Annotated in this window: 29 protein-coding genes and 1 riboswitch; of the genes, 16 read left to right on the plus strand and 13 right to left on the minus strand. The window is 37.1% G+C overall.

Annotated elements, in window-relative coordinates; all coding sequences use genetic code 11:
• Positions 1-148 precede the first annotated feature (148 nt).
• The 16 genes from QM956_RS07255 (at position 149) to rpsI (ending at position 15172) form a co-directional block, all read left to right on the plus strand.
• On the plus strand, positions 149-997 hold the full coding sequence (locus QM956_RS07255; RefSeq protein WP_261019946.1) for an SAM hydrolase/SAM-dependent halogenase family protein: 849 nt from the start codon (positions 149-151) through the stop codon (positions 995-997).
• Between the two features lie 18 nt (positions 998-1015).
• Positions 1016-1564 (plus strand): ECF-type riboflavin transporter substrate-binding protein, encoded by a 549-nt coding sequence (locus tag QM956_RS07260; protein WP_414302379.1) that lies wholly within the window; start codon positions 1016-1018, stop codon positions 1562-1564.
• 168 nt (positions 1565-1732) lie between these two features.
• A complete protein-coding gene (locus tag QM956_RS07265) occupies positions 1733-3415 on the plus strand; it encodes an ABC transporter ATP-binding protein (RefSeq protein ID WP_261019947.1) in 1683 nt (560 codons plus the stop codon).
• Positions 3400-4230 carry an energy-coupling factor transporter transmembrane component T family protein gene (locus QM956_RS07270; protein ID WP_001148089.1) on the plus strand — a complete coding sequence of 277 codons (831 nt, stop codon included), beginning with the start codon at positions 3400-3402 and terminating at the stop codon, positions 4228-4230. Before QM956_RS07265 ends, QM956_RS07270 begins: the two co-directional genes overlap by 16 nt.
• A 192-nt stretch (positions 4231-4422) precedes the next feature.
• A complete protein-coding gene (locus QM956_RS07275; RefSeq protein ID WP_261019948.1) occupies positions 4423-4926 on the plus strand; it encodes a tRNA (cytidine(34)-2'-O)-methyltransferase in 504 nt (167 codons plus the stop codon).
• A 53-nt stretch (positions 4927-4979) separates the two neighbouring features.
• Positions 4980-5198: riboswitch (FMN riboswitch) on the plus strand.
• A gap of 163 nt (positions 5199-5361) precedes the next feature.
• Positions 5362-5925 carry an ECF transporter S component gene (locus tag QM956_RS07280; RefSeq protein WP_000185833.1) on the plus strand — a complete coding sequence of 188 codons (564 nt, stop codon included), beginning with the start codon at positions 5362-5364 and terminating at the stop codon, positions 5923-5925.
• Positions 5915-6565, plus strand: a complete 651-nt coding sequence (locus tag QM956_RS07285) for a phosphatase PAP2 family protein (RefSeq protein WP_061590053.1) — start codon at positions 5915-5917, stop codon at positions 6563-6565. The genes QM956_RS07280 and QM956_RS07285 overlap by 11 nt, the downstream gene beginning before the upstream one ends.
• Before the next feature lie 27 nt (positions 6566-6592).
• A complete protein-coding gene (locus QM956_RS07290; RefSeq protein ID WP_061590054.1) occupies positions 6593-7012 on the plus strand; it encodes a hypothetical protein in 420 nt (139 codons plus the stop codon).
• 4 nt (positions 7013-7016) lie between these two features.
• Entirely contained in the window at positions 7017-7466 is a 450-nt protein-coding gene (locus QM956_RS07295) for a GNAT family N-acetyltransferase (protein ID WP_261019963.1), read from the plus strand.
• A 270-nt stretch (positions 7467-7736) separates the two neighbouring features.
• Positions 7737-8783, plus strand: coding sequence for a phenylalanine--tRNA ligase subunit alpha (pheS, locus tag QM956_RS07300; RefSeq protein ID WP_000103743.1), 1047 nt, complete (start codon positions 7737-7739; stop codon positions 8781-8783).
• Positions 8783-9292 carry a GNAT family N-acetyltransferase gene (locus tag QM956_RS07305; RefSeq protein WP_261019949.1) on the plus strand — a complete coding sequence of 170 codons (510 nt, stop codon included), beginning with the start codon at positions 8783-8785 and terminating at the stop codon, positions 9290-9292. Before pheS ends, QM956_RS07305 begins: the two co-directional genes overlap by 1 nt.
• A gap of 76 nt (positions 9293-9368) precedes the next feature.
• A complete protein-coding gene (pheT, locus tag QM956_RS07310; RefSeq protein ID WP_261019951.1) occupies positions 9369-11774 on the plus strand; it encodes a phenylalanine--tRNA ligase subunit beta in 2406 nt (801 codons plus the stop codon).
• A 235-nt stretch (positions 11775-12009) separates the two neighbouring features.
• Positions 12010-12903, plus strand: coding sequence for an ABC transporter ATP-binding protein (locus QM956_RS07315; protein ID WP_261019953.1), 894 nt, complete (start codon positions 12010-12012; stop codon positions 12901-12903).
• Positions 12900-14099 (plus strand): ABC transporter permease, encoded by a 1200-nt coding sequence (locus tag QM956_RS07320; RefSeq protein ID WP_261019955.1) that lies wholly within the window; start codon positions 12900-12902, stop codon positions 14097-14099. The genes QM956_RS07315 and QM956_RS07320 overlap by 4 nt, the downstream gene beginning before the upstream one ends.
• Before the next feature lie 215 nt (positions 14100-14314).
• On the plus strand, positions 14315-14761 hold the full coding sequence (rplM, locus tag QM956_RS07325; RefSeq protein WP_001044624.1) for a 50S ribosomal protein L13: 447 nt from the start codon (positions 14315-14317) through the stop codon (positions 14759-14761).
• 18 nt (positions 14762-14779) lie between these two features.
• On the plus strand, positions 14780-15172 hold the full coding sequence (gene rpsI, locus QM956_RS07330; RefSeq protein ID WP_000075973.1) for a 30S ribosomal protein S9: 393 nt from the start codon (positions 14780-14782) through the stop codon (positions 15170-15172).
• 107 nt (positions 15173-15279) lie between these two features.
• On the opposite strand, the gene QM956_RS07335 is transcribed toward rpsI, so the two are convergent.
• From QM956_RS07335 to QM956_RS07395, 13 genes are all read right to left on the minus strand, one after another.
• A complete protein-coding gene (locus QM956_RS07335; RefSeq protein WP_049512017.1) occupies positions 15280-16500 on the minus strand; it encodes a site-specific integrase in 1221 nt (406 codons plus the stop codon).
• A 41-nt stretch (positions 16501-16541) separates the two neighbouring features.
• Entirely contained in the window at positions 16542-16811 is a 270-nt protein-coding gene (locus QM956_RS07340) for a helix-turn-helix domain-containing protein (RefSeq protein WP_001196077.1), read from the minus strand.
• Between the two features lie 7 nt (positions 16812-16818).
• Positions 16819-17613 (minus strand): rolling circle replication-associated protein, encoded by a 795-nt coding sequence (locus QM956_RS07345; RefSeq protein ID WP_049512016.1) that lies wholly within the window; start codon positions 17611-17613, stop codon positions 16819-16821.
• Positions 17614-17784: 171 nt separating this feature from the next.
• Complete coding sequence (locus QM956_RS07350; RefSeq protein ID WP_049512015.1) at positions 17785-18558, minus strand: metallophosphoesterase; 774 nt, start codon at positions 18556-18558, stop codon at positions 17785-17787.
• Positions 18559-18632: 74 nt separating this feature from the next.
• Positions 18633-19361: a metallophosphoesterase gene (locus QM956_RS07355; RefSeq protein WP_414302380.1), complete on the minus strand. Its 729-nt coding sequence runs from the start codon at positions 19359-19361 to the stop codon at positions 18633-18635.
• Positions 19362-19377: 16 nt separating this feature from the next.
• The gene (locus tag QM956_RS07360; RefSeq protein ID WP_033680730.1) at positions 19378-19692 is read right to left on the minus strand and encodes a hypothetical protein; all 315 of its coding nucleotides are present in this window, start codon (positions 19690-19692) and stop codon (positions 19378-19380) included.
• A gap of 95 nt (positions 19693-19787) precedes the next feature.
• Entirely contained in the window at positions 19788-21107 is a 1320-nt protein-coding gene (locus QM956_RS07365; protein WP_049512013.1) for an FtsK/SpoIIIE domain-containing protein, read from the minus strand.
• Positions 21108-21182: 75 nt separating this feature from the next.
• Positions 21183-21653 carry a hypothetical protein gene (locus QM956_RS07370; RefSeq protein WP_033680728.1) on the minus strand — a complete coding sequence of 157 codons (471 nt, stop codon included), beginning with the start codon at positions 21651-21653 and terminating at the stop codon, positions 21183-21185.
• 12 nt (positions 21654-21665) lie between these two features.
• A complete protein-coding gene (locus tag QM956_RS07375) occupies positions 21666-22493 on the minus strand; it encodes a hypothetical protein (protein ID WP_049512010.1) in 828 nt (275 codons plus the stop codon).
• 72 nt (positions 22494-22565) lie between these two features.
• The gene (locus QM956_RS07380; protein ID WP_049512008.1) at positions 22566-22961 is read right to left on the minus strand and encodes a hypothetical protein; all 396 of its coding nucleotides are present in this window, start codon (positions 22959-22961) and stop codon (positions 22566-22568) included.
• A 268-nt stretch (positions 22962-23229) separates the two neighbouring features.
• Complete coding sequence (locus QM956_RS07385) at positions 23230-23742, minus strand: hypothetical protein (RefSeq protein WP_049512005.1); 513 nt, start codon at positions 23740-23742, stop codon at positions 23230-23232.
• A gap of 268 nt (positions 23743-24010) precedes the next feature.
• Entirely contained in the window at positions 24011-24424 is a 414-nt protein-coding gene (locus QM956_RS07390; RefSeq protein WP_049512003.1) for a hypothetical protein, read from the minus strand.
• 64 nt (positions 24425-24488) lie between these two features.
• Positions 24489-25196: an exonuclease/endonuclease/phosphatase family protein gene (locus tag QM956_RS07395; RefSeq protein ID WP_065427248.1), complete on the minus strand. Its 708-nt coding sequence runs from the start codon at positions 25194-25196 to the stop codon at positions 24489-24491.
• Positions 25197-25229: the final 33 nt, after the last annotated feature.

A 25229-nucleotide genomic window follows, 5' to 3' on the forward strand; every position in this document is an offset into this window, starting at 1 on the left:
TTTCAAGAAAAAATGCACCTACTAGCTAATCACCAGAGTTTTTAGTAGGAAATTTGCTATAAGGTAAAACTATACCCTAATCAATTGAAATAGCTATTAGCTACTTTCTAGAAAATATGGTATGATAAAGGGTGTATAAGGAGACAAAATGAATAATAATTTACTGGTATTACAATCAGACTTTGGTCTGGTAGATGGTGCGGTATCGGCTATGATTGGAGTGGCTTTAGAAGAGTCTCCAACCTTAAAAATTCATCATTTGACGCACGATATCACGCCTTATAATATTTTTGAGGGGAGCTATCGTCTCTTTCAGACGGTAGATTACTGGCCTGAGGGAACGACATTTGTATCGGTGGTCGATCCAGGTGTCGGCTCGAAACGTAAGAGTGTAGTTGCCAAGACTGTAAAAAATCAATACATTGTCACGCCAGACAATGGAACGCTTTCTTTTATCAAGAAACACGTTGGTATTGTAGCCATTCGTGAAATTTCTGAAGTGGCCAATAGACGTCAAAACACAGAGCATTCTTATACCTTCCACGGTCGTGATGTCTATGCCTATACTGGTGCTAAACTAGCCAGTGGTCACATTAGTTTTGAGGAAGTGGGGCCAGAGCTCAGTGTGGATCAGATTGTGGAGCTTCCAGTCGTAGAGACCATCATAGAAGATTATCTAGTGAAGGGAGCTATTGATATTCTGGATGTGCGTTTTGGTTCGCTTTGGACCTCTATCACGCGAGAAGAATTTTACAAGCTGGAACCAGCATTCGGTGACCGTTTTGAGGTGACTATCTATCATGCAGATATGCTGGTCTATCAAAATCAGGTTGTTTATGGCAAATCATTTGTGGATGTGAGAATTGGGCAACCCATCCTTTACATCAACTCTCTCTATCGTTTAGGTCTGGCTATCAACCAAGGTTCCTTTGCCAAGGCCTATAATGTGGGTGTCGGTTCATCTTGGACCATTGAAATAAAGAAAATAGAAGGATAAAATAGGAGAATAAATAGTATGGAAATCAAATTTACAATTAAACAAGTTGTTGCTGTCGGAATTGGCGCTGCCCTCTTTGTCGTCATCGGGATGATCAACATTCCGACCCCTGTTCCAAATACAAGCATCCAGCTTCAGTATGCGGTACAAGCGCTACTTTCTATTATTTTTGGACCGATTATCGGTTTGCTTGTCGGGTTGATTGGTCATGCAATCAAGGATTCTCTTGCTGGTTACGGTTTGTGGTGGACTTGGATTATCGCTAGCGGGCTCTTTGGTCTAGCTGTGGGGCTATTTAGAAAGTACGTTCGCGTGATCAATGGTGTCTTTGACTGGAAAGATATTCTTATTTTTAACCTCATTCAACTACTTGCAAATGCCCTTGTTTGGGGTGCCTTGGCACCACTTGGAGATGTTGTGATTTATCAAGAAGCTGCAGAAAAAGTATTTGCCCAAGGGATTGTTGCGGGAATTGCTAATGGTGTATCTGTAGCTATTGCAGGAACTCTTCTCTTGCTTGCCTATGCAGGAACTCAAACTCGTGCAGGAAGTTTGAAAAAGGATTAAAATGATGGGAAAGGCTGGGCAACCAGTCTTTTTCGATGTTTATAGATTAGTTAGACAAGTAAGCTAGGATAGGAATCTTTTTGGCGCTAAGATTTTAAGAGAAGAGACTGCAAGAAGGGGTAGATTTATGATAAAATAGAAGTCTAAGAAGCGAATGAAGAGAGTAAGATGAAAGAAGCTATAATTGAGTGGAAGGATTTCTCTTTCCGGTATGAAACACAACAAGAACCGACCTTGCAAGGGGTGGACTTGACCATTTATAAGGGAGAGAAAGTCTTAATTGTTGGGCCATCTGGGTCAGGTAAGTCTACCTTGGGTCAATGTTTGAATGGGATTATTCCCAATATTTACAAGGGTCAGACGTCTGGAGAATTTTTGATCAAGGGGCAAGCGGCCTTTGATATGAGTATCTATGATAAGTCTCATCTGGTCAGTACAGTTTTGCAGGATACTGATGGGCAGTTTATCGGTCTGTCTGTGGCAGAAGATTTGGCTTTTGCTCTAGAAAATGATGTAACAAGTTTAGAAGAGATGAAAAGCCGTGTTCATAAATGGGCTGAAAAGCTGGACCTTCTTTCTTTACTGTCTCAGCGTCCTCAGGATTTGTCAGGTGGACAAAAGCAGCGGGTCAGTCTGGCTGGTGTCTTGATTGATGAGAGTCCGATTCTTTTGTTTGATGAGCCACTTGCCAATCTGGATCCCAAGTCAGGTCAGGATATTATCGAATTGATTGATCAGATTCATAAGGAGGAGGGGACGACGACTCTTATTATCGAGCACCGTTTGGAGGATGTTCTGCATCGCCCTGTGGATCGGATTGTCTTGATAAACGATGGTCGTATTCTCTTTAATGGGTGCCCTGACCAGTTACTGGCGACTGATTTATTGACACAAAATGGAATTCGAGAACCCCTTTATCTAACCACTCTCCGTCAATTGGGTGTGGATTTGGTCAAGGAAGAACAATTAGCAGATCTGGATAACTTGTCTATCTCAAAAGGTCAGGTTCAGTTGCAGAATGAACTGGCAAAAGAAACCCCAGAATTGCAGTCACTCTTTAGACTAGAGGACGTGTCTTTTTCTTATGATGATAGACCGATTTTAAAATCAATTTATTTAGATATTAAAAAGGGTGAAAAGATTGCTATTGTCGGAAAAAATGGAGCAGGGAAATCAACCCTTGCCAAGGCCTTAAGTAGCTTTATTCAGACGGAAGGCTACTATCTTTGGGCAGAACAGGATATAAAAGGAGATTCTGTTGCAGAGCGGGCGGAACGAGTAGGCTATGTGCTGCAAAATCCTAATCAAATGATTTCAACCAATATGATTTTTGATGAGGTGGCTCTGGGACTTCGTTTGCGAGGTGTGGACGAGCAGGAAATTGAAACGAGAGTCTATGAAACCTTGAAAATCTGTGGTCTCTATGAATTCCGTAATTGGCCCATTTCTGCCCTGTCGTTTGGACAGAAAAAACGTGTCACTATTGCTTCAATTTTGGTCTTGGGGGCTGAAATTATCCTCTTAGATGAACCAACTGCAGGTCAAGACCAGAAGAACTATACTGAGATTATGGAATTTCTTGAAGAACTGCATCAAAAAGGTCATACTATTGTCATGATTACCCATGATATGCAATTGATGCTGGATTATTCAGACCGGGCCCTTGTCATGGTGGATGGGGAATTGATTGCCGATATTGATCCAGCTAGTCTTTTGAGTAATCCTGAGTTGTTAGTAAAAGCCAACCTAAAAGAAACTTCAATCTTTAACTTGGCCAAGAAACTAGACGTGGATCCACTTGCTTTAACGGCATTTTACAAAGAAAGGAGAGAAGGATGCAAGCTAAATTAATTGGTTACCAGCATAGAGATACTGTAATTCATCGCTTGTCAGGAGCTGGTAAACTCCTCTTTTTCATCCTTGTATCATTGGCGGCCATGATTAGCTATGATACCAGGCTGCTTGTTCTGATTGCCATCTTTTCGGTCTTTCTCCTCTATTTGTCAGAAATCCGTTTTAAAGATGTTTCCTTTGTAGCCGTTTTTGCGACGGTATTTGCCGTTTTAAACGTTTTGATGGTCTATCTCTTTTCTCCCGAGTATGGGGTTGGACTTTACGGAGAGAGAAGTGTGATTTGGCAGGGAATCGGTGCCTACACTCTGACCAGTCAAGAGCTCTTTTATCTGCTAAATCTGGCTATTAAGTACCTTTGCACTATTCCTCTGGCTATTATCTTTTTGATGACAACCCACCCTAGTCAGTTTGCTTCCAGTTTAAATCAAATTGGTGTGCCTTACAAGATTGCCTATTCAGTCAGCCTGACCTTGCGCTATATTCCAGATTTGCAGGAAGAATTCTTTACCATCAAGATGTCTCAGGAAGCGCGTGGGATGGAATTATCCAAGAAAGCTTCTCTTATGCAACGAATCAAAGGCAATCTGCGCATTATTACTCCCTTGATTTTTAGTTCGCTAGAACGTATTGATACTATAGCTACAGCTATGGAGCTTCGGCGCTTTGGAAAAGAGAAAAAGCGCACTTGGTATAGTTATCAGGCCTTGAAAAAAGGAGACTATCTTACTTTGCTCTTGGCAGCCTTGTTTTTAGTAGCTAGTTTACTACTTATCTTGCAGAATCAGGGACGATTTTATAACCCTTGGAAATAGCTTGAAAAAATTGAAAAAATCAAGTCGTTTCTATTGACAATGATTCTGAAAGTGTTATACTAAGAAAGTAGTTTCGCTGATTTACTTCAAACCTGTTGTGAGGTAAGTTAACGATGCCTTAACCACGCTGTTTGCTGAGCTTGACTCCGGGCAGTGTGGCTATTTTTTTGCAATGGTGAAAGGAAGCAAGTCATGACAAATCACATTGTATTATTTGAACCTCAAATTCCACAAAATACAGGCAATATCGCGCGTACTTGCGCTGCGACCAATTCTCCCCTCCACATCATCAAGCCCATGGGCTTTCCTATTGATGACCGCAAGATGAAGCGAGCTGGATTGGATTATTGGGATAAACTAGAGATTTATTTTTACGAGAGTTTGGATGATTTCATGTCTCAGATGCAAGGAAAACTTTATCTGATTTCGAAATTCGCTGAGAAAGTATATTCTGAGGTGGATTTATCGACTAACGAAGACCATTATTTTCTCTTTGGACGTGAAGACAAGGGCTTGCCTGAGGACTTTATGCGAGAACATCCTGAGAAAGCTCTCCGTATTCCTATGAATGATGAACATGTCCGCAGTCTCAATGTGTCTAATACCGTCTGCATGATTGTCTATGAGGCTCTCCGCCAGCAGAACTTTGCAGGTCTTGAGCTCGTCCATACCTATGAAGTGGATAAATTGAAATAAAAAATGAAAATGAACAAAATGCTTGCGCTTGCAAGCGTTTTTTGTTATGATAAAAGAGTCTTCAGGGCAGGGTGAAATTCCCGACCGGCGGTAAATTTGACTATCTATTTTAGTTTTCTCGTCGTTGTCTTGTCTCGATATACTTTAAGTATTATCTTCGACTGCGACGCCTAGATAAATCTAAAATATCTTAGCCAAATAAGTCCGCGAGCGCAAGCTGATGTGGTGAGATTCCACAACCGACAGTATAGTCTGGATGGGAGAAGACGAAAGAATAGCTTTGTCTGTTCTGATAGATTTATAGCTAGATTGTAACCGCTTGCTTGAATTTCCTTAATAGAGTGAGAGGGAACTTTTGGGATATAAAAAGATAGAATAGATAGAGGAATCCTTTCTAACTTCTTCTGATTTTATAGAAAATTGGAGGAACCTGTTATGACAAACACACGTCGACTTTCGACCATTGCGATTTTATCAGCCATCTCATTTGTGCTGATGTACTTTGACTTTCCGCTTTTACCAGCGGCGTCCTTCCTCAAGATCGAATTTAGTATCTTGCCAGTCCTTGTGGGCTTGGTGGTCATGGATTTGCCTGCTGCTCTAGGAGTTCTCTTGCTTCGCTCACTCTTGAAACTGCTTCTTAACAGTCAGGGAGTGAATACTTACATTGGTTTGCCAATGAATATCGTAGCTTTGGGAGTTTTTGTCATCGTATTTGCTTTGATTTGGAAAAAGGAACGGACAACCCTTCGTTTCCTACTAGGCTCTCTAGCTGGGACTATTGGTTTAACCGTGGCTATGTTGGTTCTCAATTATGTTTATGCTGTTCCTTTGTACGCTAAGTTTGCTAACTTTGATATTGGAAAAATTTTGGGACTTTCCAACTACCTAATGACCATGGTATTACCTTTTAACTTGATTGAAGGAGTAATCTTTTCCGTTTCATTCTGGTTGTTGTATATTCTCTTGAAACCAACTTTAAAACATTATGAGAGATAAACAAACATTTTTAATGAAGGGCAGTTTTGCCCTTTTACTTTTCGTTATTCTTGGCTATATGGTCAAATTTTACCCTGAAACGCTGGTCGGTTTTGACCAACCGATTCAGACTGCAGTTCGAGGAGACTTGCCAGATTATTTGACTATTCTTTTCCGAGCCATCACACGCTTGATTGATATTCCAGTGATTATCACTTGGGTTGTCATTACAGCTTTTGTCTTTTATCGTAAGCGGTGGAAGATAGAAAGTTTCTTCATGCTGGGAAATCTGGCTTTGGCAGGTCTTTTAATCGTGACCTTTAAAAATATTTACCAGCGCCCACGACCAGCTATTTTACACTTGGTTGAGGAGAAGGGGTTTTCCTTTCCAAGCGGCCATTCTCTGGCTGTAACCTTGATGGTAGGTTTTCTGATTGTCATTCTCAGTCAACGGATTAAAGATCGGGTCTGGAGAAAAATCGTGCAAATTATCCTTGCTTTCTACCTAGTCAGTGTGCTGGTATCAAGGGTTTATCTGGGAGTTCACTATCCATCAGACGTTCTTGCCAGTCTCTGTGTCGGCTTGGGAGTCTTGTTTATCGAATTTCCCTTCTATGACAAGCTACGCTTCCAATGGCGATTTAAAGGCAAACAGAAGTGAGTATCAAATTCCTTTGAGGAGAAAGAAATGAAAGTCAATATAGCAGATCTTCATCCGACTCAACTATACTTATCAAAAAAGAAGTTGCAAGATATTCAGATGCTTTATCAGTCTGTAGAACTAAACAATGTTGATCCAATTAGTATTCTTGCATTTGGAAATTGCTTATTGATTACAGATGGGCATCACAGGGCTTATCAGGCTTTATTGGCAGGTCAGGATACGATTTCTGCTGAGTGGGATAGAGATGGTGGTGATGAACTATATCATCTCTATGCGCAAGCCTGCGAAGAAAGAAAAATCTACTCTGTTCTGGATTTAAAAAATCATATCTTAGCTCAAGATGAGTATGAAGCAAAGTGGTATAACTGGTGTGATGGTTTTAATCAAGCAGCAACTCTTTTGTTGAAAAGGAAAGCAGATGAAACGGATTTTACAAATAGATAATGCACTGCGTCTTGTTCCTTATTATAAGGTCAATCATTGTGAAGAAGCTTTTGCTTGGTATCAGGATGTGAACTTGGTTCACCTCGTAGATGGTGTGAAGAGACCTTATAGTCAAGCAACTTTGGAAGCTATGTATTCCCATTTGGATCAGCATGGTGAACTTTTTTGGATTGAAGTCAAGGAGAAGGGAGAATGGTTTCCAATTGGTGATGTTACACTATCTCAGGATAATCTCCCCATTGTAATTGGGAATCCCTCTTACCAACATCGAGGACTTGGAAAAAAGATTCTAAGTGCTTTGATTGAATTGGCTCGAGTAAAAGGATGGAAAGAATTGAGAGTCAAGGAAATCTACACCTACAATCATGTTTCTAGGAGGTGTTTCAAGTCGCTTGGATTTGTGGAAAATGGAGCAACAGAAAAAGGAATGAGTTTTATATTGAAATTAATCTAATCTAACTTGTTTTTTAACTCAAAATCTGATAAACTATGTAGTAATTGAATAGAAATCTGCAAGACTAGTAACTCAAGGGAAGTATATCAGGGAGGAGAGCCGTGACTGCAAGCTCTTTATATGAAAGCTGGGTGAATTCACTTGCGCATGGATTTAGAAATGAAGGTCTGACTTGTCAGATGAAAACGGATGGTACCGCGTGTCAACGCTCCGAGTGGAGTTTTTGGCATGTGGTTTTCTTTTTATCTACGAGAGACTGATGGAGGAATTATGTCAACTATTGAAGAACAATTAAAAGCGCTTCGCGAAGAAACGCTGGCTAGCTTGAAGCAGATTACTGCTGAAAATGAAAAAGAGATGCAAGACTTGCGTGTCTCTGTCCTTGGTAAAAAGGGTTCGCTTACGGAGATTCTTAAAGGAATGAAAGATGTTTCTGCTGAGATGCGTCCAATCATCGGGAAACATGTCAATGAAGCGCGCGATGTCTTGACAGCAGCCTTTGAAGAAACAGCTAAGCTCTTGGAAGAAAAGAAAGTCGCGGCTCAACTTGCTAGCGAGAGCATTGATGTGACACTTCCAGGTCGTCCTGTTGCGACTGGTCACCGTCATGTCCTCACACAAACCAGTGAGGAAATCGAAGATATTTTCATTGGGATGGGTTACCAAGTAGTGGATGGTTTTGAAGTAGAGCAAGACTACTATAACTTTGAACGTATGAACCTTCCAAAAGACCACCCAGCTCGTGATATGCAGGATACTTTCTATATCACAGAAGAAATCTTGCTCCGTACCCACACGTCTCCGGTGCAGGCGCGTGCTATGGATGCCCATGATTTCTCTAAAGGTCCTTTGAAAATGATCTCACCAGGGCGTGTGTTCCGTCGTGATACGGACGATGCGACCCACAGTCACCAGTTCCACCAAATTGAAGGCTTGGTTGTTGGGAAAAATATCTCTATGGCTGATCTTCAAGGAACCCTTCAGTTGATTGTGCAAAAAATGTTCGGTGAAGAGCGTCAGATCCGTCTGCGTCCATCTTACTTCCCATTCACAGAGCCATCTGTTGAGGTGGATGTTTCTTGCTTCAAGTGTGGTGGAGAAGGCTGTAACGTATGTAAGAAAACAGGTTGGATCGAAATTATGGGTGCCGGTATGGTTCACCCACGTGTCCTTGAAATGAGTGGTATCGATGCGACTGTTTACTCTGGATTTGCCTTTGGTCTTGGACAAGAGCGTGTAGCCATGCTCCGTTATGGAATCAACGATATCCGTGGATTCTACCAAGGAGATGTCCGCTTCTCAGAACAGTTTAAATAATGATTAGAAAAGTAAAAATGTCAGATGTTGAGGTGTTGGCTAAAATAGCCAAACAAACCTTTCGTGAAACATTTGCTCATGATAATACGGAAGAGCAGTTACAGGAATACTTTGAAGAGGCTTATAGTCTGAAAACTTTATCAACTGAGTTGGAAAATCCTGACTCCGAAACCTATTTTATTATGCATGAAGAGGAGATAGCTGGTTTTCTCAAAGTCAACTGGGGAAGTGCTCAGACTGAGAGAGAATTAGAGGATGCTTTTGAAATTCAACGCCTCTATGTGCTACAAAAATTCCAAGGATTTGGACTAGGTAAGCAACTGTTTGAATTTGCTCTTGAACTTGCTACAAAAAATAGTTTTTTCTGGGCTTGGCTAGGTGTTTGGGAGCATAATACAAAAGCTCAAGCGTTTTATAATCGATATGGTTTTGAAAAATTTAGCCAACATCATTTTATGGTTGGTCAAAAAGTAGATACGGATTGGTTACTGAGAAAGAAATTAAGGTAAGAAGATGATTCTTCTATTGAAATGATAGGAAAGGAAAAGAACTAGAGTGACAACTGTCATTCTGGAAAACTAAATTATGCTTGTATCTTATAAATGGTTAAAAGAATTGGTGGACATTGATGTGCCATCACAAGAGTTGGCTGAAAAAATGTCAACTACAGGGATCGAGGTAGAAGGTGTCGAATCACCTGCTGCTGGTCTCTCAAAAATTGTCGTCGGTGAGGTCTTGTCTTGCGAAGATGTGCCAGAAACTCACCTCCATGTTTGTCAGGTTAACGTTGGAGAAGAAGAAGCCCGTCAAATCGTTTGTGGTGCCCCAAATGTGCGTGCTGGCATCAAGGTTATGGTGGCTCTTCCAGGAGCTCGTATCGCTGACAACTACAAAATCAAAAAAGGGAAAATCCGCGGTCTTGAGTCACTTGGAATGATCTGTTCACTTGGCGAATTGGGAATTTCTGACTCAGTTGTGCCTAAGGAATTCGCAGATGGCATCCAAATCTTGCCAGAAGATGCTGTTCCAGGTGAGGAAGTCTTCTCATATCTAGACTTGGATGATGAAATCATCGAACTGTCTATCACACCAAACCGTGCGGACGCTCTTTCTATGCGTGGAGTAGCTTACGAAGTTGCAGCCATCTATGACAAGGCGGTCAACTTTAAAGAATTTACTCTTTCAGAAACTGACCAAGCTGCAGCAGATGCTCTTTCTGTGGGCATTGAGACAGACAAGGCGCCTTACTATGCAGCTCGTATCTTGGACAATGTTACTATCGCACCAAGTCCACAATGGTTGCAAAACCTTCTCATGAACGAAGGCATCCGTCCTATTAACAACGTAGTGGACGTGACCAACTACATCCTGCTTTACTTTGGTCAGCCTATGCATGCTTTTGACTTGGACACTTTTGAAGGAAATGACATTCGTGTGCGTGAAGCGCGTGCTGGTGAAAAATTGGTGACCTTGGACGATGAAGAACGTGACTTGGACGTGAATGACCTAGTCATCACTGTCGCAGACAAGCCAGTAGCCCTTGCAGGTGTCATGGGTGGTCAAGCAACAGAAATCTCTGAAAAGTCTAGTCGTGTCGTCCTTGAAGCTGCAGTCTTCAACGGAAAATCAATCCGTAAGACCAGCGGTCGTCTTAACCTTCGTTCTGAGTCGTCTTCTCGCTTTGAAAAAGGTATCAATGTGGCAACTGTTAACGAAGCCCTTGATGCGGCGGCTAGCATGATTGCAGAACTTGCAGGTGCGACGGTGCGTAAGGGAATCATTTCAGCAGGCCAGCTTGATACTTCAGATGTGGAGGTTTCTTCGACTCTTTCAGACGTTAATCGTGTCCTTGGTACGGAACTTTCATATGCTGATGTCGAAGATGTCTTCCGTCGTCTTGGCTTTGGCCTTTCTGGAAATGCAGATAGCTTTACAGTCAGCGTCCCACGTCGCCGTTGGGATATCACAATCGAGGCAGACCTCTTTGAAGAAATCGCTCGTATCTATGGTTATGACCGCTTGCCAACCAGCCTTCCAAAAGATGATGGTACAGCTGGTGAATTGACAGCCACACAAAAACTCCGCCGCCAAGTTCGTACCATCGCTGAAGGGGCAGGTTTGACAGAAATCATCACCTACGCTCTGACAACGCCTGAAAAAGCAGTTGAGTTTACAGCTCAACCAAGTAACCTTACTGAACTTATATGGCCAATGACTGTGGATCGTTCTGTCCTCCGTCAAAATATGATTTCTGGTATCCTTGATACGGTGGCTTATAACGTAGCTCGTAAGAATAAAAACTTGGCCCTTTACGAGATTGGGAAAGTCTTTGAACAAACAGGTAATCCAAAAGAAGAACTTCCAAATGAAATCAACAGCTTTGCCTTTGCCTTGACAGGCTTGGTTGCTGAAAAAGATTTCCAAACAGCAGCAGTTCCAGTTGATTTCTTCTATGCTAAAGGAATCCTTGAGGCCCTCTTTGCTCGTTTGGGACTCCAAGTAACCTATACGGCAACATCTGAAATCGCTAGCCTTCACCCAGGACGTACAGCCGTGATTTCACTCGGTGACCAAGTTCTTGGTTTCCTTGGCCAAGTGCATCCAGTCACTGCTAAGGCTTACGATATTCCAGAAACGTATGTAGCTGAGCTTAACCTTTCAGCCATCGAAGCTGCCCTTCAACCAGCTACTCCATTTGTGGAAATTACTAAATTCCCAGCAGTTAGCCGTGACGTTGCCCTCCTTCTCAAGGCAGAAGTGACTCACCAAGAAGTTGTGGACGCTATCCAAGCTGCAGGAGTGAAACGTTTGACAGATATCAAACTCTTTGACGTCTTCTCAGGTGAAAAATTGGGACTTGGTATGAAGTCAATGGCCTATAGCTTGACCTTCCAAAATCCAGAAGACAGCTTAACGGACGAAGAAGTCGCACGCTACATGGAAAAAATCCAAGCGTCTCTTGAAGAAAAAGTCAATGCAGAAGTGCGTTAACTTATCAATCCATCCTTCGGGGTGGATTTTTGCTTTTCAAATAACAATTCAGGATCAAAAATAGACAGTTGAGGAACAGAGAAGATAAATTGGAGTTTACCAGTGTATAATATACTCATAACTCAAAGTACTCTAAGATTTTTTACTAAAATGAGGATGAAAAAAATGGACAGAAATCATTGTAAATGCTATCAAAAAGGAGTATAATGAGTGCAAGACATTTCGGAGGTGAAAGATGCTAGAAGTAAGAAGTCTAGAGAAAAGTTTTGGACCCAAGCAAGTTTTGTTTGGTATTGACTTTCAAGCGCGACCAGGTCGTATTTTGGGATTAGTCGGGAAAAATGGTGCTGGGAAGACAACGATTTTCCACAGTATTTTGAAGTTTTTAGAATATCAAGGAGAAATCAGTCTGGATGGTCAGGATATTCGTCAGGAAACCTACGCTCGGATTGGCTATCTGCCTGAAGAACGCAGTCTCATGCCTAAATTGACAGTCCTTGAACAAGTTCGCTACTTGGCGACTCTAAAAGGTATGGATGCCAAGGAGGTCAAGGAAAAACTCCCTCAATGGATGAAGAAGTTGGAAGTGAAAGGAAAGCTGACAGATAAAATTAAGAGTCTGTCAAAAGGAAATCAGCAGAAGATTCAGCTCATTATTACTCTGATTCATGAGCCAGACTTGATTATCCTGGATGAGCCTTTCAGTGGATTGGACCCAGTCAATACAGAATTGCTCAAACAAGTCATTTTTCAGGAAAAAGAGCGTGGGGCAACCATTATCTTTTCTGATCATGTCATGACCAACGTCGAGGAACTTTGTGACGATATTCTGATGATTCGAGATGGCCGTGTGGTCTTGCATGGACCAGTTCAGGATGTTCGCAATCAATACGGGAAAACGCGTCTCTTTGTTTCAAGTGAACGAAGTAAGGAAGAATTGGAAAAACTTCCTCATGTTAAACAGGTGAGCTTGACCAAGCAAGGCAGTTGGAAATTGATTTTGGAGGATGAGAGCGCTGGCAGGGAACTCTTCCCAATCTTGACTCAGGGGCAATATATCGCAACCTTTGACCAGCAAGCACCAACAATCGATGAAATCTTTAAACTAGAATCAGGGGTGGAAGTATGAGAAATATGTGGGTTGTAATGAAGGAAACCTATCTTCGACATGTCAAATCGTGGAGTTTCTTCTTTATGGTGATTTCACCATTCTTGTTTATCGGTCTCTCTGGAGGAATTGGCTATCTCCAAGGCTCTTCAATGGCTAAAAATGATAAAGTGGCAGTAGTGACAACAGTGCCGTCTGTAGCAGAAGGACTGAAGAATGTAAATGGTGTTAACTTTGACTATAAAGACGAAGCAAGTGCCAAAGAAGCGATTAAAGATGAAAAATTAAAAGGCTATCTGACTATTGATCAAGAAGATAGTGTTCTAAAGGCAGTTTATCATGGCGAAACATCGCTTGAAAATGGAATTAAATTTGAGGTTACAGGTACACTCAATGAACTACAAAATCAGCTTAATCGTTCAACGGCCTCCTTGTCTCAAGAGCAGGAAAAACGCTTAGCGCAGACAGTTCAATTCACAGAAAAGATTGATGAAGCCAAGGAAAACAAAAAAATTGTTCAAACCATTGCGGCCGCAGGGCTTGGTTTCTTCCTTTATATGATTTTGATTACCTATGCTAGTGTCACTGCTCAGGAAGTGGCTAGCGAGAAAGGAACCAAAATTATGGAGGTGGTCTTCTCTAGTATCCGAGCTAGTCATTATTTCTACGCTCGCATGCTGGCTCTGCTTCTTGTGATTTTGACCCATATTGGTATTTACGTCGTGGGTGGACTTGCTGCCATTCTTCTCTTTAAAGACCTACCAATCTTGGCACAATCTGGTATTTTAAACCATATAGGAGAGGCTTTCTCGCTCAACACCTTATTGTTTGTCTTGGTTAGCCTCTTTATGTACGTTGTTTTAGCAGCCTTCCTAGGTTCTATGGTTTCTCGTCCTGAGGACTCAGGAAAAGCCTTGTCGCCTTTGATGATTTTGATTATAGGTGGTTTTTTTGGAGTGACAGCTCTAGGTGCAGCTGGTGACAATCTCATCTTGAAGATTGGTTCATATATTCCCTTTATTTCGACCTTCTTCATGCCATTTAGAGCCATTAATGGCTATGCAAATGGGTTAGAAGCTTGGATTTCGCTTGCGATTACGATTGCTTTTGCAGTAACTGCAACAGTCTTTATCGGACGTATGTATGCTAGTCTCGTTTTGCAGACAGATGATTTAGGTCCTTGGAAAACCTTTAAACGTGCCTTATCTTATAAATAGAAGAGCCTCGCGAAAGCGAGGTTTTTTAGAGACAAAAAGAGTGGAATTTAGAAAAATATTTTTCATATCTATTGACTTTTAGGGGTGAAATTTGGTATGATAGTAGGCGGTATTGTTTACCCCATTTGAAAGGCCCCGGAACCTTCCAAATACTTTTCGATGGGAAGGAACACCCATCACCGTAAACAAAAATCGAACTATATATAGGAGAAATCATGAACAAAACAACATTTATGGCTAAACCAGGCCAAGTTGAACGTAAATGGTACGTAGTTGACGCAACTGATGTACCACTTGGACGTCTTTCTGCAGTAGTTGCTAGCGTACTTCGCGGAAAAAACAAACCAACATTTACACCACACACTGATACAGGTGACTTTGTAATTGTTATCAATGCTGAAAAAGTTAAATTGACTGGTAAAAAAGCAACTGATAAAATCTACTACACTCACTCAAACCACCCAGGTGGATTGAAACAAATCTCTGCAGGTGAACTTCGTTCTAAAAATGCAGTACGTTTGATTGAGAAATCAGTTAAAGGTATGCTTCCACACAATACTCTTGGACGCGCTCAAGGTATGAAGTTGAAAGTATTTGTTGGAGCTGAGCACACTCACGCTGCACAACAACCAGAAGTTCTTGACATTTCAGGACTTATCTAAGGAAAGGAACAATAAAGTATGTCACAAGCACAATATGCAGGTACTGGACGTCGTAAAAACGCTGTTGCACGCGTTCGCCTTGTTCCAGGAACTGGTAAAATCACTGTTAACAAAAAAGATGTTGAAGAGTACATCCCACACGCTGACCTTCGTCTTGTCATCAACCAACCGTTCGCAGTTACTTCAACTGTAGGTTCATACGACGTTTTCGTTAACGTTGTAGGTGGTGGATACGCTGGTCAATCAGGAGCTATCCGTCACGGTATCGCTCGTGCCCTTCTTCAAGTAGACCCAGACTTCCGCGATTCATTGAAACGTGCAGGACTTCTTACACGTGACTCACGTAAAGTTGAACGTAAGAAACCAGGTCTTAAGAAAGCTCGTAAAGCATCACAATTCTCAAAACGTTAATCAATACGATTATATCAACGTTTCAAAGCACTCAAAGGTTTGCCCTATGGGTGCTTTTTTCTATACTTTCTAAAAAAGTTTGCCCTAAAATTTGCCCTAAAATTACCCTACTTATTTTTAAGATGTTGGTAGGCAACTTGTCCAGCAGATAATGGAACTATGTTTGAAGTATTAACATAAGTCTTAGTTGTAACGGTATCGCTATGAGTTAATGCTTCAGAAATGGCTTCTAAGCTCATTCCTGCTTTTTTAGCAAGTGTCGCTCCTGTATGTCGTAATTTATGAGGTGTAGCGTGTTTTAACTTTGGGTGTCGTCTTTTAACAGAGTTCATTTTGTTATTGAGATAATCAACGTGTAGAGGGCTATTTACATTACCTTTCGTATCTATATAGGTAAAGACTAGTTGATCGGATGTTTGCATTATACCAAATTTCGCTAACTCATATTTCTGCTGTTTTTTCCATTCTGAAAGAAGTGATACAAGATAACTAGGAATTGAAAAAATCGTTTTCTTATTTCCTTTTGTTGACTTTACATTCTTATATTTGTCAAGTGCATGCCTTAAGTCAATTTGAGCGTTTTCTAAGTCTATGTTTTTCCAATGTAGGGCATAGGATTCAGATTTTCTATCGCTCAAAATAAAGGTTGTAAAGAATAGGACATAATCTTTTAGTGATAATTTATCGTTCTCTAAATCTTCTCTAAAAGCATCAAACCAATCTTGTAATTCTTCACTAGATAGATACAGGTCGTCCTCATTTTTGGAGTCTTGGAGTTTTAGCTTTTTGGTAGCTTTAATTCGCTTAATTGTCTTGGATAATCGATTTGATTCTATGTACTCTAATTCCTCAGCCCAATCGAAAATTGAGTTTACATAGCTTCGAATAACCTTGAAATTAGCATACTCTTCAGCTTTCGCAGTCATTAAGTTTAGTACGACTTGCTTATTCTGGTTCAGAAAATTGATTGAATAATTACCGAACATTGGTAAGATATGCTTTCTGAAAACAGTTTCAGTATTATCAATAGTAACCTGTGTTGGAGGCTTAGTTGTCGAAGTTGTTTGACCAGCTTTGTATGAATCCCACCAAATATTATTAAAGAACTCAGAGAAAAGAATATCACTAGTTTTAGAGAGTAGGATATCCTCTCCATTTTCAAGTTGATGTATCTTAGTTAAAATTTCTAGTTCAGCTTCTTTAGCCTCCTTTCTTGTTTTATAGCGTTTAACAAAGTGATTTCCTTTAATCCCCATTTTAGGTCGGATTTCTTTAGGTATATACACTTTAAGATTGTAAGTGTTACTACTTGTTTTTGTAACTGTCATGATGTTCTCCTTTTACGAGTCAGGATATATCATTAGAGATATTATAGCATAGCTTTTCTACAAAGCCACTTATCAATTTCATTTTTATTGAAACGTACAGTCTTACCAATTTTAATAACGGGTAGCCCTTTTTGTATCCAGCCATCTAATGTATTGTTAGATATCCCTAGATATTTGCAAGTTTGCCCCTTGTTAAGGTAAGGACTATCTAAACCTAAATCTTCTTTGAAATGAGAAATTTCGTTTTGCAAGAGATTAGTAATCATCGACTGTATTTCTTGAACTTGTTCTGTTGGTAGAATAACTTGCATTTTTTCCTTACTCCTTACTTAACTTTATTTTTTTGTATTTGACTTTATTGTCAATTAAGTGTCCTTTTCGAAATACTTTGCTAATATAGTTGCTTTCATATAGGATATATTCATTCTTAACAAGGCTATCTAAGGATTCACTTGTAAATAATTTTATCTCTTCAGGCTTTTGTAAATTACGAGAAGAATAAAAAGCCTTCTTTCCTAGACTCTCTAATAATTCCTGTCCTATGCCTTTTTCCATATATTTTCCAACATAACGACCAGCATTAGAAGAATCATCTAAGTTATGTAGTTTGTTTATCCGAACTGCACCTAACCCCCAAATTGTCAGTAATTCTTTATGAGGGATAAAAGGAAATGAAAAAAGGAGAATGTGTGCATGCCACGCTCCCCTTTTTTGTCGTTCTAATACTGCAATATATTTAATAAGTCTTTTTTTGGAATGGTATATGTGATAGTTTAAACGTTTAATAAATTTATCAAAAAGTAAATTAAACTCATATCTGTTTTGTATATTTTCTTTAGTTGTAAGGGTAAGGAAACTAGTTCTTTCATCAAAATTTGTATCTATTAGGCGTTGAAGTTTCCATTTAGAATTTTTACGAGTGTTAGAAATTCTTTTTATTCGTTCATCTTGTTCAGCAGTTGTGAGTTCTTCAAAAGTTCTACGTTTCTTCTTTTCTTTTAGTGAAATGTGTTCTTCATCAATTTGAGTAGTATCATTTGAAAAAATTGGAGATTCGTATTCCCATATTTCAAGGTACGAAGAAGTTCGGATAATTTTGCGATTGTAAGTCACAAAATCATCTCCTTTTCTCGTAATGTTTGCTTATATAATAAATAAACTAGGAGAAGCAAAGCTCCTCCATACTTCTATCATGTGTTTCTAAGCATCGCTCTGCTAAACACGCTTCCAGCTTGCCGACTTCCAGTCGGCAGTTTCGCTTAGTCACATGATGAGAAGTAGTAGTTAAATTTGAGGTTTAGGTAATTGTTTTAATGTTTGGTCTGTAGCCCAGTCAGTTGAAATGATTTCAAGATGTCCTTGGTCATAAACGAGCAAATCTCCGTTACCAATAAATTGATATTTATTATCTTTGTCAATATATAATGAAAAAGTATCTATACCAATAACATTTTTAGAAATATCGATAGATTCTTTAGGGGTATGTCCAACAATTTGTTTAGGGTAGTTGTGATTAGGGATTAGCTCTAGTTCTCTAAAATGAGCCCATAAAGGAGAACCCCCAAGAGCTTCCCCACCACGCATTGGTCCTATTGTATAAGCTAGAATATCTAATTCTTCTTCATGCTCTTTGGTATAGGGGGAAAAATGCCATTTTTGAGGATCAAATATTTGATTGAAACCAGCGTGACTGACTAAATAATCATCTAGTTGATAAGCCACTTGTAATTTTAAATCCTGCAACAATCCTTGAACTGCGAAAAACACTTCTAAATTTTGAATTGAGAAAGGAGCTTGATCTCCCAGTAAATAATAAGCATCATGATTACCTATAAGATTAATTACCTCTATTCCGTTTTGCTCTTTATCTATTTTCCAAGAGTATAAAAAAGTGAGATCTTTGGCATATAGTTGGATATTGTTAGTTTGTCCATGTAAATCAACATAATCACCAAGAAAAATGACTCTTTTAATATTATGTGTTTGGATAATCCTGTCAACAATAGGTAAAATTAGTTGAGATTTTAAATGTAAGTCGCCAATTAATAATGTCTTCATATAGATTCCCCTCTTTATTTTTGATATTAGTCTAAGAATAGAATTAAATTATACCATTTTTTTTAGGATGTTATTTAATATTGATAGGATTTTGTAACTGTATCATAGCAGATAACAGGTATTGTTTTGCTATGATACACATCGCCGTCAATGAAGTAATGATTTTTACCATCAAAGTAAATCTTACCCTGATAAGTTTTATCTTTAGCTACTTCCCAAGAAGCAATCTGACCAGAAACAATATCTTTAAAAAATCCACCAGTGGTAATAGGAAATTTATTTGTAAACATCTCTGAACTCGTTAGGTCTTTCCAAAGCTTGCCAGCTTCTTCATCAATACCAGCATGAACAAAAATTTGGGTATCAGTTTCATAATAGCGTTTATCCCTATATCGTTTTTTAAACCAGTTTATGAATGGGTTGAACTTGATATTATTTTTAATTTCATTTCTAACACCTGCTTCAAAGTTGTTAACATTAGATTTTAAAATATAGGTCAATTCCTCTGGAGAGAAGAAACTTTTTATTGTTTCCGAAAATGAAGAAGAAGTAGGATTTTCTAAAATCAACCAATCATAAAACCATTCTTCGTGATTTCCTAAAAGAGTAATAATTTGATTAGGATGAAGTTCCTCAAGCTCAATTATTTTGGAAATAACTTGAAAAGATTGATGTCCATTGTCAATATAGTCTCCGATTAAAATAAGACGATTATTTTTATCAGATAAATCTACTTTACTGAGAGCGAATAGGAACTCATCTAGGTGACCATGTATATCAGATATTGCAAAAAGTTTAGCCATAAATAGTATCACCGAATTATTTAGAAATAGGGACTACATCGTTACAAGAAAACCATAAATTTCCGTTAAATTGTCCAACTGTTAAATTAGATAATTTAATGGGGCATGTTTTTTTATCTGATAATAATTGAGGAGTAGCCGTAGGAGATAACGTATTAACTTTTATCTGAATCATTTCCATAAAGAAATCAGAATCCTCATCTTGAATTGAAACATTAAGACGTAGTGCTACAGGTTTATTTGTTTCTCTGTCCAGAACTTCTGTATATCCTTTTACTGCCACGAATTTATTTCCCAATAATTCTGGTTTAAGAAAATCGTTAATTTTCATATAATACCTCGTTTCTTTTTGTCATCGCTTAAGCGATGAGGAATAGATATTTTTGCTGAAAATCTATTGAATTTAAGCAAAAATATCTATTGAAATTATTTTGACTTTGTTATGTATAATTGTAGTTCTTTTATAAAATCGAATTGTGTTGTATCAAGATAAGGGCTTTCCCAATATTGAGCTTTTTCTTTCCCTGAGCCTTGCATATAAAGATATCCTGCTCCTTTTTCTTCAATAGATTTAAACTTATCAGGTGTAGCTGAGCCAAAGACCATGCGGTATCCCTCTATTGAGTTTGCTCCTAAAGCTATTCTTAGTCCTAAATTATCTCTAAGATCAGTGTTTAAAGTTTCAGATCTCATTTGTTGAGCAGATATAAGAATAAATACTCCTGCTTGTCGCCCTAGTAGGATAATTTGTTTGATACCGTCCATTACTTCGGTGATAACTTCTTTAGATTTTTTATCTGTTACTGAAGCTTGAAATGCTCCCATTTCATCAAATATAAGCCATACTGGCTTAAAGCCATGGTCAGTAAAATTTGAGCCGTATTGAAAGTTATCACGCATATATTGGTATCGTTCTTGCATTTCTTCAACTACTAAACGGATAATCCGAGCAATATTATTTGGTGTGGTTGCTACATATTTATCGCTTAAATAATGAGATAAACTACCTAAATCACTGTTCTTGGGATCTGCAATATATAGTGTTGAGTTTCTTTTAAGAAGTTCAATAATTAAGAAAGATATAAATATAGATTTTCCACTACCTGTACCGCCTGAAACTAAAATATGAGGACATTTTATAGGATTATAAGTTATATCATATCCTAAGTCTATATCAAGATTATCTATCTCTTTTTTATGACTGTGAGTTGATAATATTAGTCTATCAGGTTTCTTGTAATAAAAGTGATATTCCACAATATTAGGATGAGTAATTTTTTCTTCTAGTTCAAGTTCTAGAACTCCAGCTAATACATCATCAAGTGTCTGAACCTTTTTACTAAATTCGTCACCTCTGATAAGCGCTTTAATGATAATACGACCGTTTTGATTATCTAATTCATATTTTAAAATCGCACTTCTAATAATTTTTTCGTAGCCGGAATTATCCTTTTCCGAAGTGTAGAGATGATTTGTATATAAAACAAATAGTAAGCTCTCTCTGATAATTAAATCAAAATCTAGTTCGTATCTAAAATCTTTTAATTTATTATTTATTTTATAGATTGCTAGAATACCAAAGACAATACATAAGATTTGAATAGAAGCAGGAGCTCTAATACTTACTATTAAACCTAATAAAACAAAGATAGAAAAGATAATTATTATCAGATGTAACCATTTTAAACGTGAACTTGTAATAAAATAATTTCTTTTTAAGTTAGCTTCTTTTTTTAGTTTAAACATAAACAACCACCTTTTTAAGTAGTAAAACAACTATACAATTATTTGTATAGAGAACCTAAGCAAACCCTGCTTAGGTTATTGTTGTGTCTTCCAATAGGAATATACAACAAGTTTAATGATGTAACTAAGCCTTGGTAATCTAGTAGCACCATCTTCTTTCATTAAATGATATCGAAATTCATCAAGACCATTTAGAACATTTTCATCTAAATAGAGTCTAGGAGTTACGGATGTTTCTAGACTAGGATTGACATTTTTGATATCTTTTTCCATTTCTTGACGTAGTTTTTGCCATTTATCAGTGGAGTAATGTTTTGTATTTCTATATGATTCTTCAATGACACTTCCGATAGAAGCTTTTAAAACGATATTGAAAGAAACACCATTTAATTCATCGTAATGATTTGATAGAAGTGTTTGTTCTAATGTACTTAGAAAATTATTCTGACTTAGTTCTTTAATTTTACGTTCTTTATTTTGAATAAGCTCATCTATCCATACTTTGGCTTCATATGCAAGACGAACACTTTTATATACTCTGACCACATATCCTCCTGTTTAAAATTCATTAGAAAATTTTATTGTATCCATATTTTCAATTTCCTTGTAGAAATGAAAATCTTTTTGATCTAATTGATCACAGATTTGTTTTATGATAAATTTTCCACGTTCTTCAATTCGTTCATTGACTTTTTTGAGAAAAATTTGGAAATTCTCTTCTTTTGTGGGCTTGATGGCATTATTATCATGATTATCCCAAAATAACTCTACACTATAATCAAAATTAACATATGGTTGAAGGTGGTACATTTTTATAAAGTTTTCCCATGCTTCAGGAGATAAAATGTTTAAAAATTCTTGAAGTGATATTAAAGTGATATCCCAGTAATCACCTAAACAAAGACCTCTACCACAATTCATCCAATTAGGAAATACTGTAAAATTTCCGATTGTATGAGTGTTTCTTGCAAATGATTTAAAGTTCTCTAAATTATTTTGAATAGTTTCAAATTTTAAATAATTCTGATGTTCACAAAGAACAGAAACTGAGATTTTCTTCTTTGTTATGCCGATTTTTGCTGAAACTTCATCAAAGTTTGAACTATTTTTAATTGCTTCTATAAAAGTGGTAATAAAGGAGTTCATTGTTTCTCCTCTAATGATACTATCCTGTGACTCTTGCCATCCCAAAAGTTTATATAGATATAATGCAGCTTTATCACAATCTATACCCACATTGTTAGGGAGTTGTTTGTATTTTAAAAAAGCAGTAATACTATCATTGGGTAGTGGAGAAAGTGAGTAGTTTTTAAAATCCCAATCCCATGGTTTGATGCTATTTTCGTCACAATATTTCAACCAATCAATAACTTCTTGATGTTTCATTATATGTTCCTTTCTTTATAATGAAGTTTACTTTTGATAATCATAAATGAAATTTTGAAAATCTTTTTGATTTTATGATGATCTAGTACTTACAGCATAAATGTATGCTAAATAATTTGCAAAATCTCCTTGACGTTGTCGATCCTTCGTGATTTTATTAAACCAACTAGTATCTCCACCTTTAGCTTCGATTTCGCTTTTTAGTGCATTCAATTGTATGATGAAAGCAGTATGAGCAGAAGTTCTAAAATCCCCATGCTTGTCTTGTCTTTCTTTTGATACTGTTGCAGATTTGACACGAATTTCAGTATACTCTGCAGCTAACTCAATCAACATTGTCCAGTCATCGAGGAAAATTGGATCTTTTATGTCAAATGAACTAATTAGTTCATTATAGATTTTATGTGCATCTTCAAAAGTCAAAGCAGTTTTCTCTTGAAGAAAATCGGAATAAGTGTAAATTTCCATAAAGAGCCTCCGTAAAAATATTTTGTCTAACTACGACTATACTTTTATTATAATCCTATCTAAAAATAATGTCAAGGATTTTTGTAGTTTTTTTTAGAAAATTCTTTTTATAAGTGATATCACTTATAAAATAATAAAGTAAGTTGGTCAAAAACTCAATTTTAGTAGAAAATGGAGCAAATCTTCCTACAATAAAATGCATAGTATCAAGGTTTTTCAACACCTGATATTATGTATTTTTTAATTTTAAAGACTTTTTACTCAGACTTTATTTTATCAATGAGATGCTATCTTTAAAATTATTCAATATGTTTTCTAGTATATTATAATTTATGGGAGCAACTATATCGTGCAAATTTTGTTTTAATTCCTCTATTGCTTCCATGGTAGATAAATTTTTATCTGTATTTATCTTTCCTGTTTTATTTAATATAATAGCTCCTTTTAACATAAATTTAACAGCAACTCCGATGGTTACACTTCTAGTAGTTGTAAAATTTGGTAATAGTATTTTTAACTCCCTAATGCCCTTTTCAACCTCATCACTTATTTGTACTTTTACATTAGTTCCGTAGCCTTTTTGATATTCTAAATATTCTAATGATATTGTTTCTGTATCATTAATGATAGATGTCCAATTGCTAATAACTTTAGTTTCTTTGAAAGCTCTAGTGAGTATTTGACTACGCGTGAGTTCAATTTTAGAATTATTTGAATACATTTTTTTCAATTTTTCAAAATAAAAAATAGCTTCACTTGATACTCTAACTTGAAATTCCACTTATAAATTCTCCTTTATAGTAATTGTGTAGTTTATTATAATTAAAAATGGATTTGTTTTAGGGAAAAGTACAAAAGATAATGCATGTTATCAATAAACAATTCAGTTTCTATAGTAATAGTACATTGCGACTTCTAAAATATCGCTAGAAATCAACTTGGCCTTCTCAACCGATTTGTTCAAATTTTATTTTATTCCACTATAAGTACCTAAGGAAGTTAAATGTTTATCAAGAACCTCAAGTAATGTGGCTAACTTTCACTTTTCTCTATGTGTATTGTATAGGTAAACGATTATTGTTAGAATCTGTTATTGTAAAATGTTTTATTAAATGTAACGTTTGATCGAGTTGAATATTTCCAGCAACAATCATGTCATTTTCTTTTTTTATAATGCCAAAACAAGCTATCCATTCTCCTTGTGTAGAAATTGGAATCATATCACTGTTAAAATAGAGAGAATATGTCTTAATGCTTTGTTTTGGGCGAGGATCAGGTATAACTAAAACATTGTTGCTAAAAATAAAATCAAAACTATTTCCTGAATCAATATAAGCATCTATTACTGGGAAGACAAAATCGGAATTTGAATAATCTAAAGTTATATTTCTCGCCACTACCTTTTCTTTTTGAATTTGGTAGACTAAAACATTAGGGGCGTTAAAAAAGAATATTGATGCCATAAGTTCTCCTTTTAATTCTAGAATGTCATTCAGTTTATTTACTCAACTTTAATGAGAAGTTAGTCTAGTCTGTTGTAATAACCACACCGAATTCATGGTCAGTAATGGTTTTAGTAGGAAAATAATCAATCCTATCTTGATTGATATCAAAATTAGCCAATACATAATCTCCTGGAATATTACATCCTTCATGAGACCAAATTTTATGGATTTTATGGATAGGATTTTCTAATAAATTATCTAGTGCTTTATTATTCTTGAAGTTCACGGTATTAAAATCTCCAATGAGCAACAACTTGTTGTTCTTGAATCTTTGTACAAAATTATTGATTTCCTTCCAGAAACTCTCAACATTGCCACTTGGTGGAACATGTGTACCGTAAATTACTAAATCATTTACTTGTATTGCATATGCTCTGCCATTACGCCGATGCTCTGTTAAAATAGGTTTATATCTTAGACCATTTTTAACAAAGAAAACTGTCATAGATGCACGTGGTGTTGGTAGTACTGATTTTAGAATATAACCTTTCTTACGCATCAGGGGTACAAAAATATATTGACATTCTGTAGAATTTATATCATATTCTTGTATGATAATAATATCAGGTTTGTATTCATCAATTTTACTGATAAAAGAATTTATTGTTTCCTTTTTATCCAGCTTGTCCCATTCTTGAATATATTTGCCATTTCCAAGTTTGTTTTTAAAATCTTCACGATGGTTTTCGGGGCCACCAAAGTCATTAATATTAATGTTTAGTATTTTCATATTCTGATTTCCTTTTTAATTTTAGCTTTTTCA

The sequence above is a fragment of the Streptococcus mitis genome (genome assembly GCF_047460035.1).
GTDB lineage: Bacteria > Bacillota > Bacilli > Lactobacillales > Streptococcaceae > Streptococcus > Streptococcus mitis_DW.

What these genes read in the sequence shown, in the direction of transcription:
- QM956_RS07255 (WP_261019946.1), top strand. Translation starts at nt 149, where the DNA reads ATGAATAATAATTTACTGGTATTACAATCAGACTTTGGTCTGGTAGAT.
- QM956_RS07260 (WP_414302379.1), top strand. Translation starts at nt 1,016, where the DNA reads ATGGAAATCAAATTTACAATTAAACAAGTTGTTGCTGTCGGAATTGGC.
- QM956_RS07265 (WP_261019947.1), top strand. Translation starts at nt 1,733, where the DNA reads ATGAAAGAAGCTATAATTGAGTGGAAGGATTTCTCTTTCCGGTATGAA.
- QM956_RS07270 (WP_001148089.1), top strand. Translation starts at nt 3,400, where the DNA reads ATGCAAGCTAAATTAATTGGTTACCAGCATAGAGATACTGTAATTCAT.
- QM956_RS07275 (WP_261019948.1), top strand. Translation starts at nt 4,423, where the DNA reads ATGACAAATCACATTGTATTATTTGAACCTCAAATTCCACAAAATACA.
- QM956_RS07280 (WP_000185833.1), top strand. Translation starts at nt 5,362, where the DNA reads ATGACAAACACACGTCGACTTTCGACCATTGCGATTTTATCAGCCATC.
- QM956_RS07285 (WP_061590053.1), top strand. Translation starts at nt 5,915, where the DNA reads ATGAGAGATAAACAAACATTTTTAATGAAGGGCAGTTTTGCCCTTTTA.
- QM956_RS07290 (WP_061590054.1), top strand. Translation starts at nt 6,593, where the DNA reads ATGAAAGTCAATATAGCAGATCTTCATCCGACTCAACTATACTTATCA.
- pheS (WP_000103743.1), top strand. Translation starts at nt 7,737, where the DNA reads ATGTCAACTATTGAAGAACAATTAAAAGCGCTTCGCGAAGAAACGCTG.
- QM956_RS07305 (WP_261019949.1), top strand. Translation starts at nt 8,783, where the DNA reads ATGATTAGAAAAGTAAAAATGTCAGATGTTGAGGTGTTGGCTAAAATA.
- pheT (WP_261019951.1), top strand. Translation starts at nt 9,369, where the DNA reads ATGCTTGTATCTTATAAATGGTTAAAAGAATTGGTGGACATTGATGTG.
- QM956_RS07315 (WP_261019953.1), top strand. Translation starts at nt 12,010, where the DNA reads ATGCTAGAAGTAAGAAGTCTAGAGAAAAGTTTTGGACCCAAGCAAGTT.
- QM956_RS07320 (WP_261019955.1), top strand. Translation starts at nt 12,900, where the DNA reads ATGAGAAATATGTGGGTTGTAATGAAGGAAACCTATCTTCGACATGTC.
- rplM (WP_001044624.1), top strand. Translation starts at nt 14,315, where the DNA reads ATGAACAAAACAACATTTATGGCTAAACCAGGCCAAGTTGAACGTAAA.
- rpsI (WP_000075973.1), top strand. Translation starts at nt 14,780, where the DNA reads ATGTCACAAGCACAATATGCAGGTACTGGACGTCGTAAAAACGCTGTT.
- QM956_RS07335 (WP_049512017.1), bottom strand. Translation starts at nt 16,500, where the DNA reads ATGACAGTTACAAAAACAAGTAGTAACACTTACAATCTTAAAGTGTAT.
- QM956_RS07340 (WP_001196077.1), bottom strand. Translation starts at nt 16,811, where the DNA reads ATGCAAGTTATTCTACCAACAGAACAAGTTCAAGAAATACAGTCGATG.
- QM956_RS07350 (WP_049512015.1), bottom strand. Translation starts at nt 18,558, where the DNA reads ATGAAGACATTATTAATTGGCGACTTACATTTAAAATCTCAACTAATT.
- QM956_RS07355 (WP_414302380.1), bottom strand. Translation starts at nt 19,361, where the DNA reads ATGGCTAAACTTTTTGCAATATCTGATATACATGGTCACCTAGATGAG.
- QM956_RS07360 (WP_033680730.1), bottom strand. Translation starts at nt 19,692, where the DNA reads ATGAAAATTAACGATTTTCTTAAACCAGAATTATTGGGAAATAAATTC.
- QM956_RS07365 (WP_049512013.1), bottom strand. Translation starts at nt 21,107, where the DNA reads ATGTTTAAACTAAAAAAAGAAGCTAACTTAAAAAGAAATTATTTTATT.
- QM956_RS07375 (WP_049512010.1), bottom strand. Translation starts at nt 22,493, where the DNA reads ATGAAACATCAAGAAGTTATTGATTGGTTGAAATATTGTGACGAAAAT.
- QM956_RS07380 (WP_049512008.1), bottom strand. Translation starts at nt 22,961, where the DNA reads ATGGAAATTTACACTTATTCCGATTTTCTTCAAGAGAAAACTGCTTTG.
- QM956_RS07390 (WP_049512003.1), bottom strand. Translation starts at nt 24,424, where the DNA reads ATGGCATCAATATTCTTTTTTAACGCCCCTAATGTTTTAGTCTACCAA.
- QM956_RS07395 (WP_065427248.1), bottom strand. Translation starts at nt 25,196, where the DNA reads ATGAAAATACTAAACATTAATATTAATGACTTTGGTGGCCCCGAAAAC.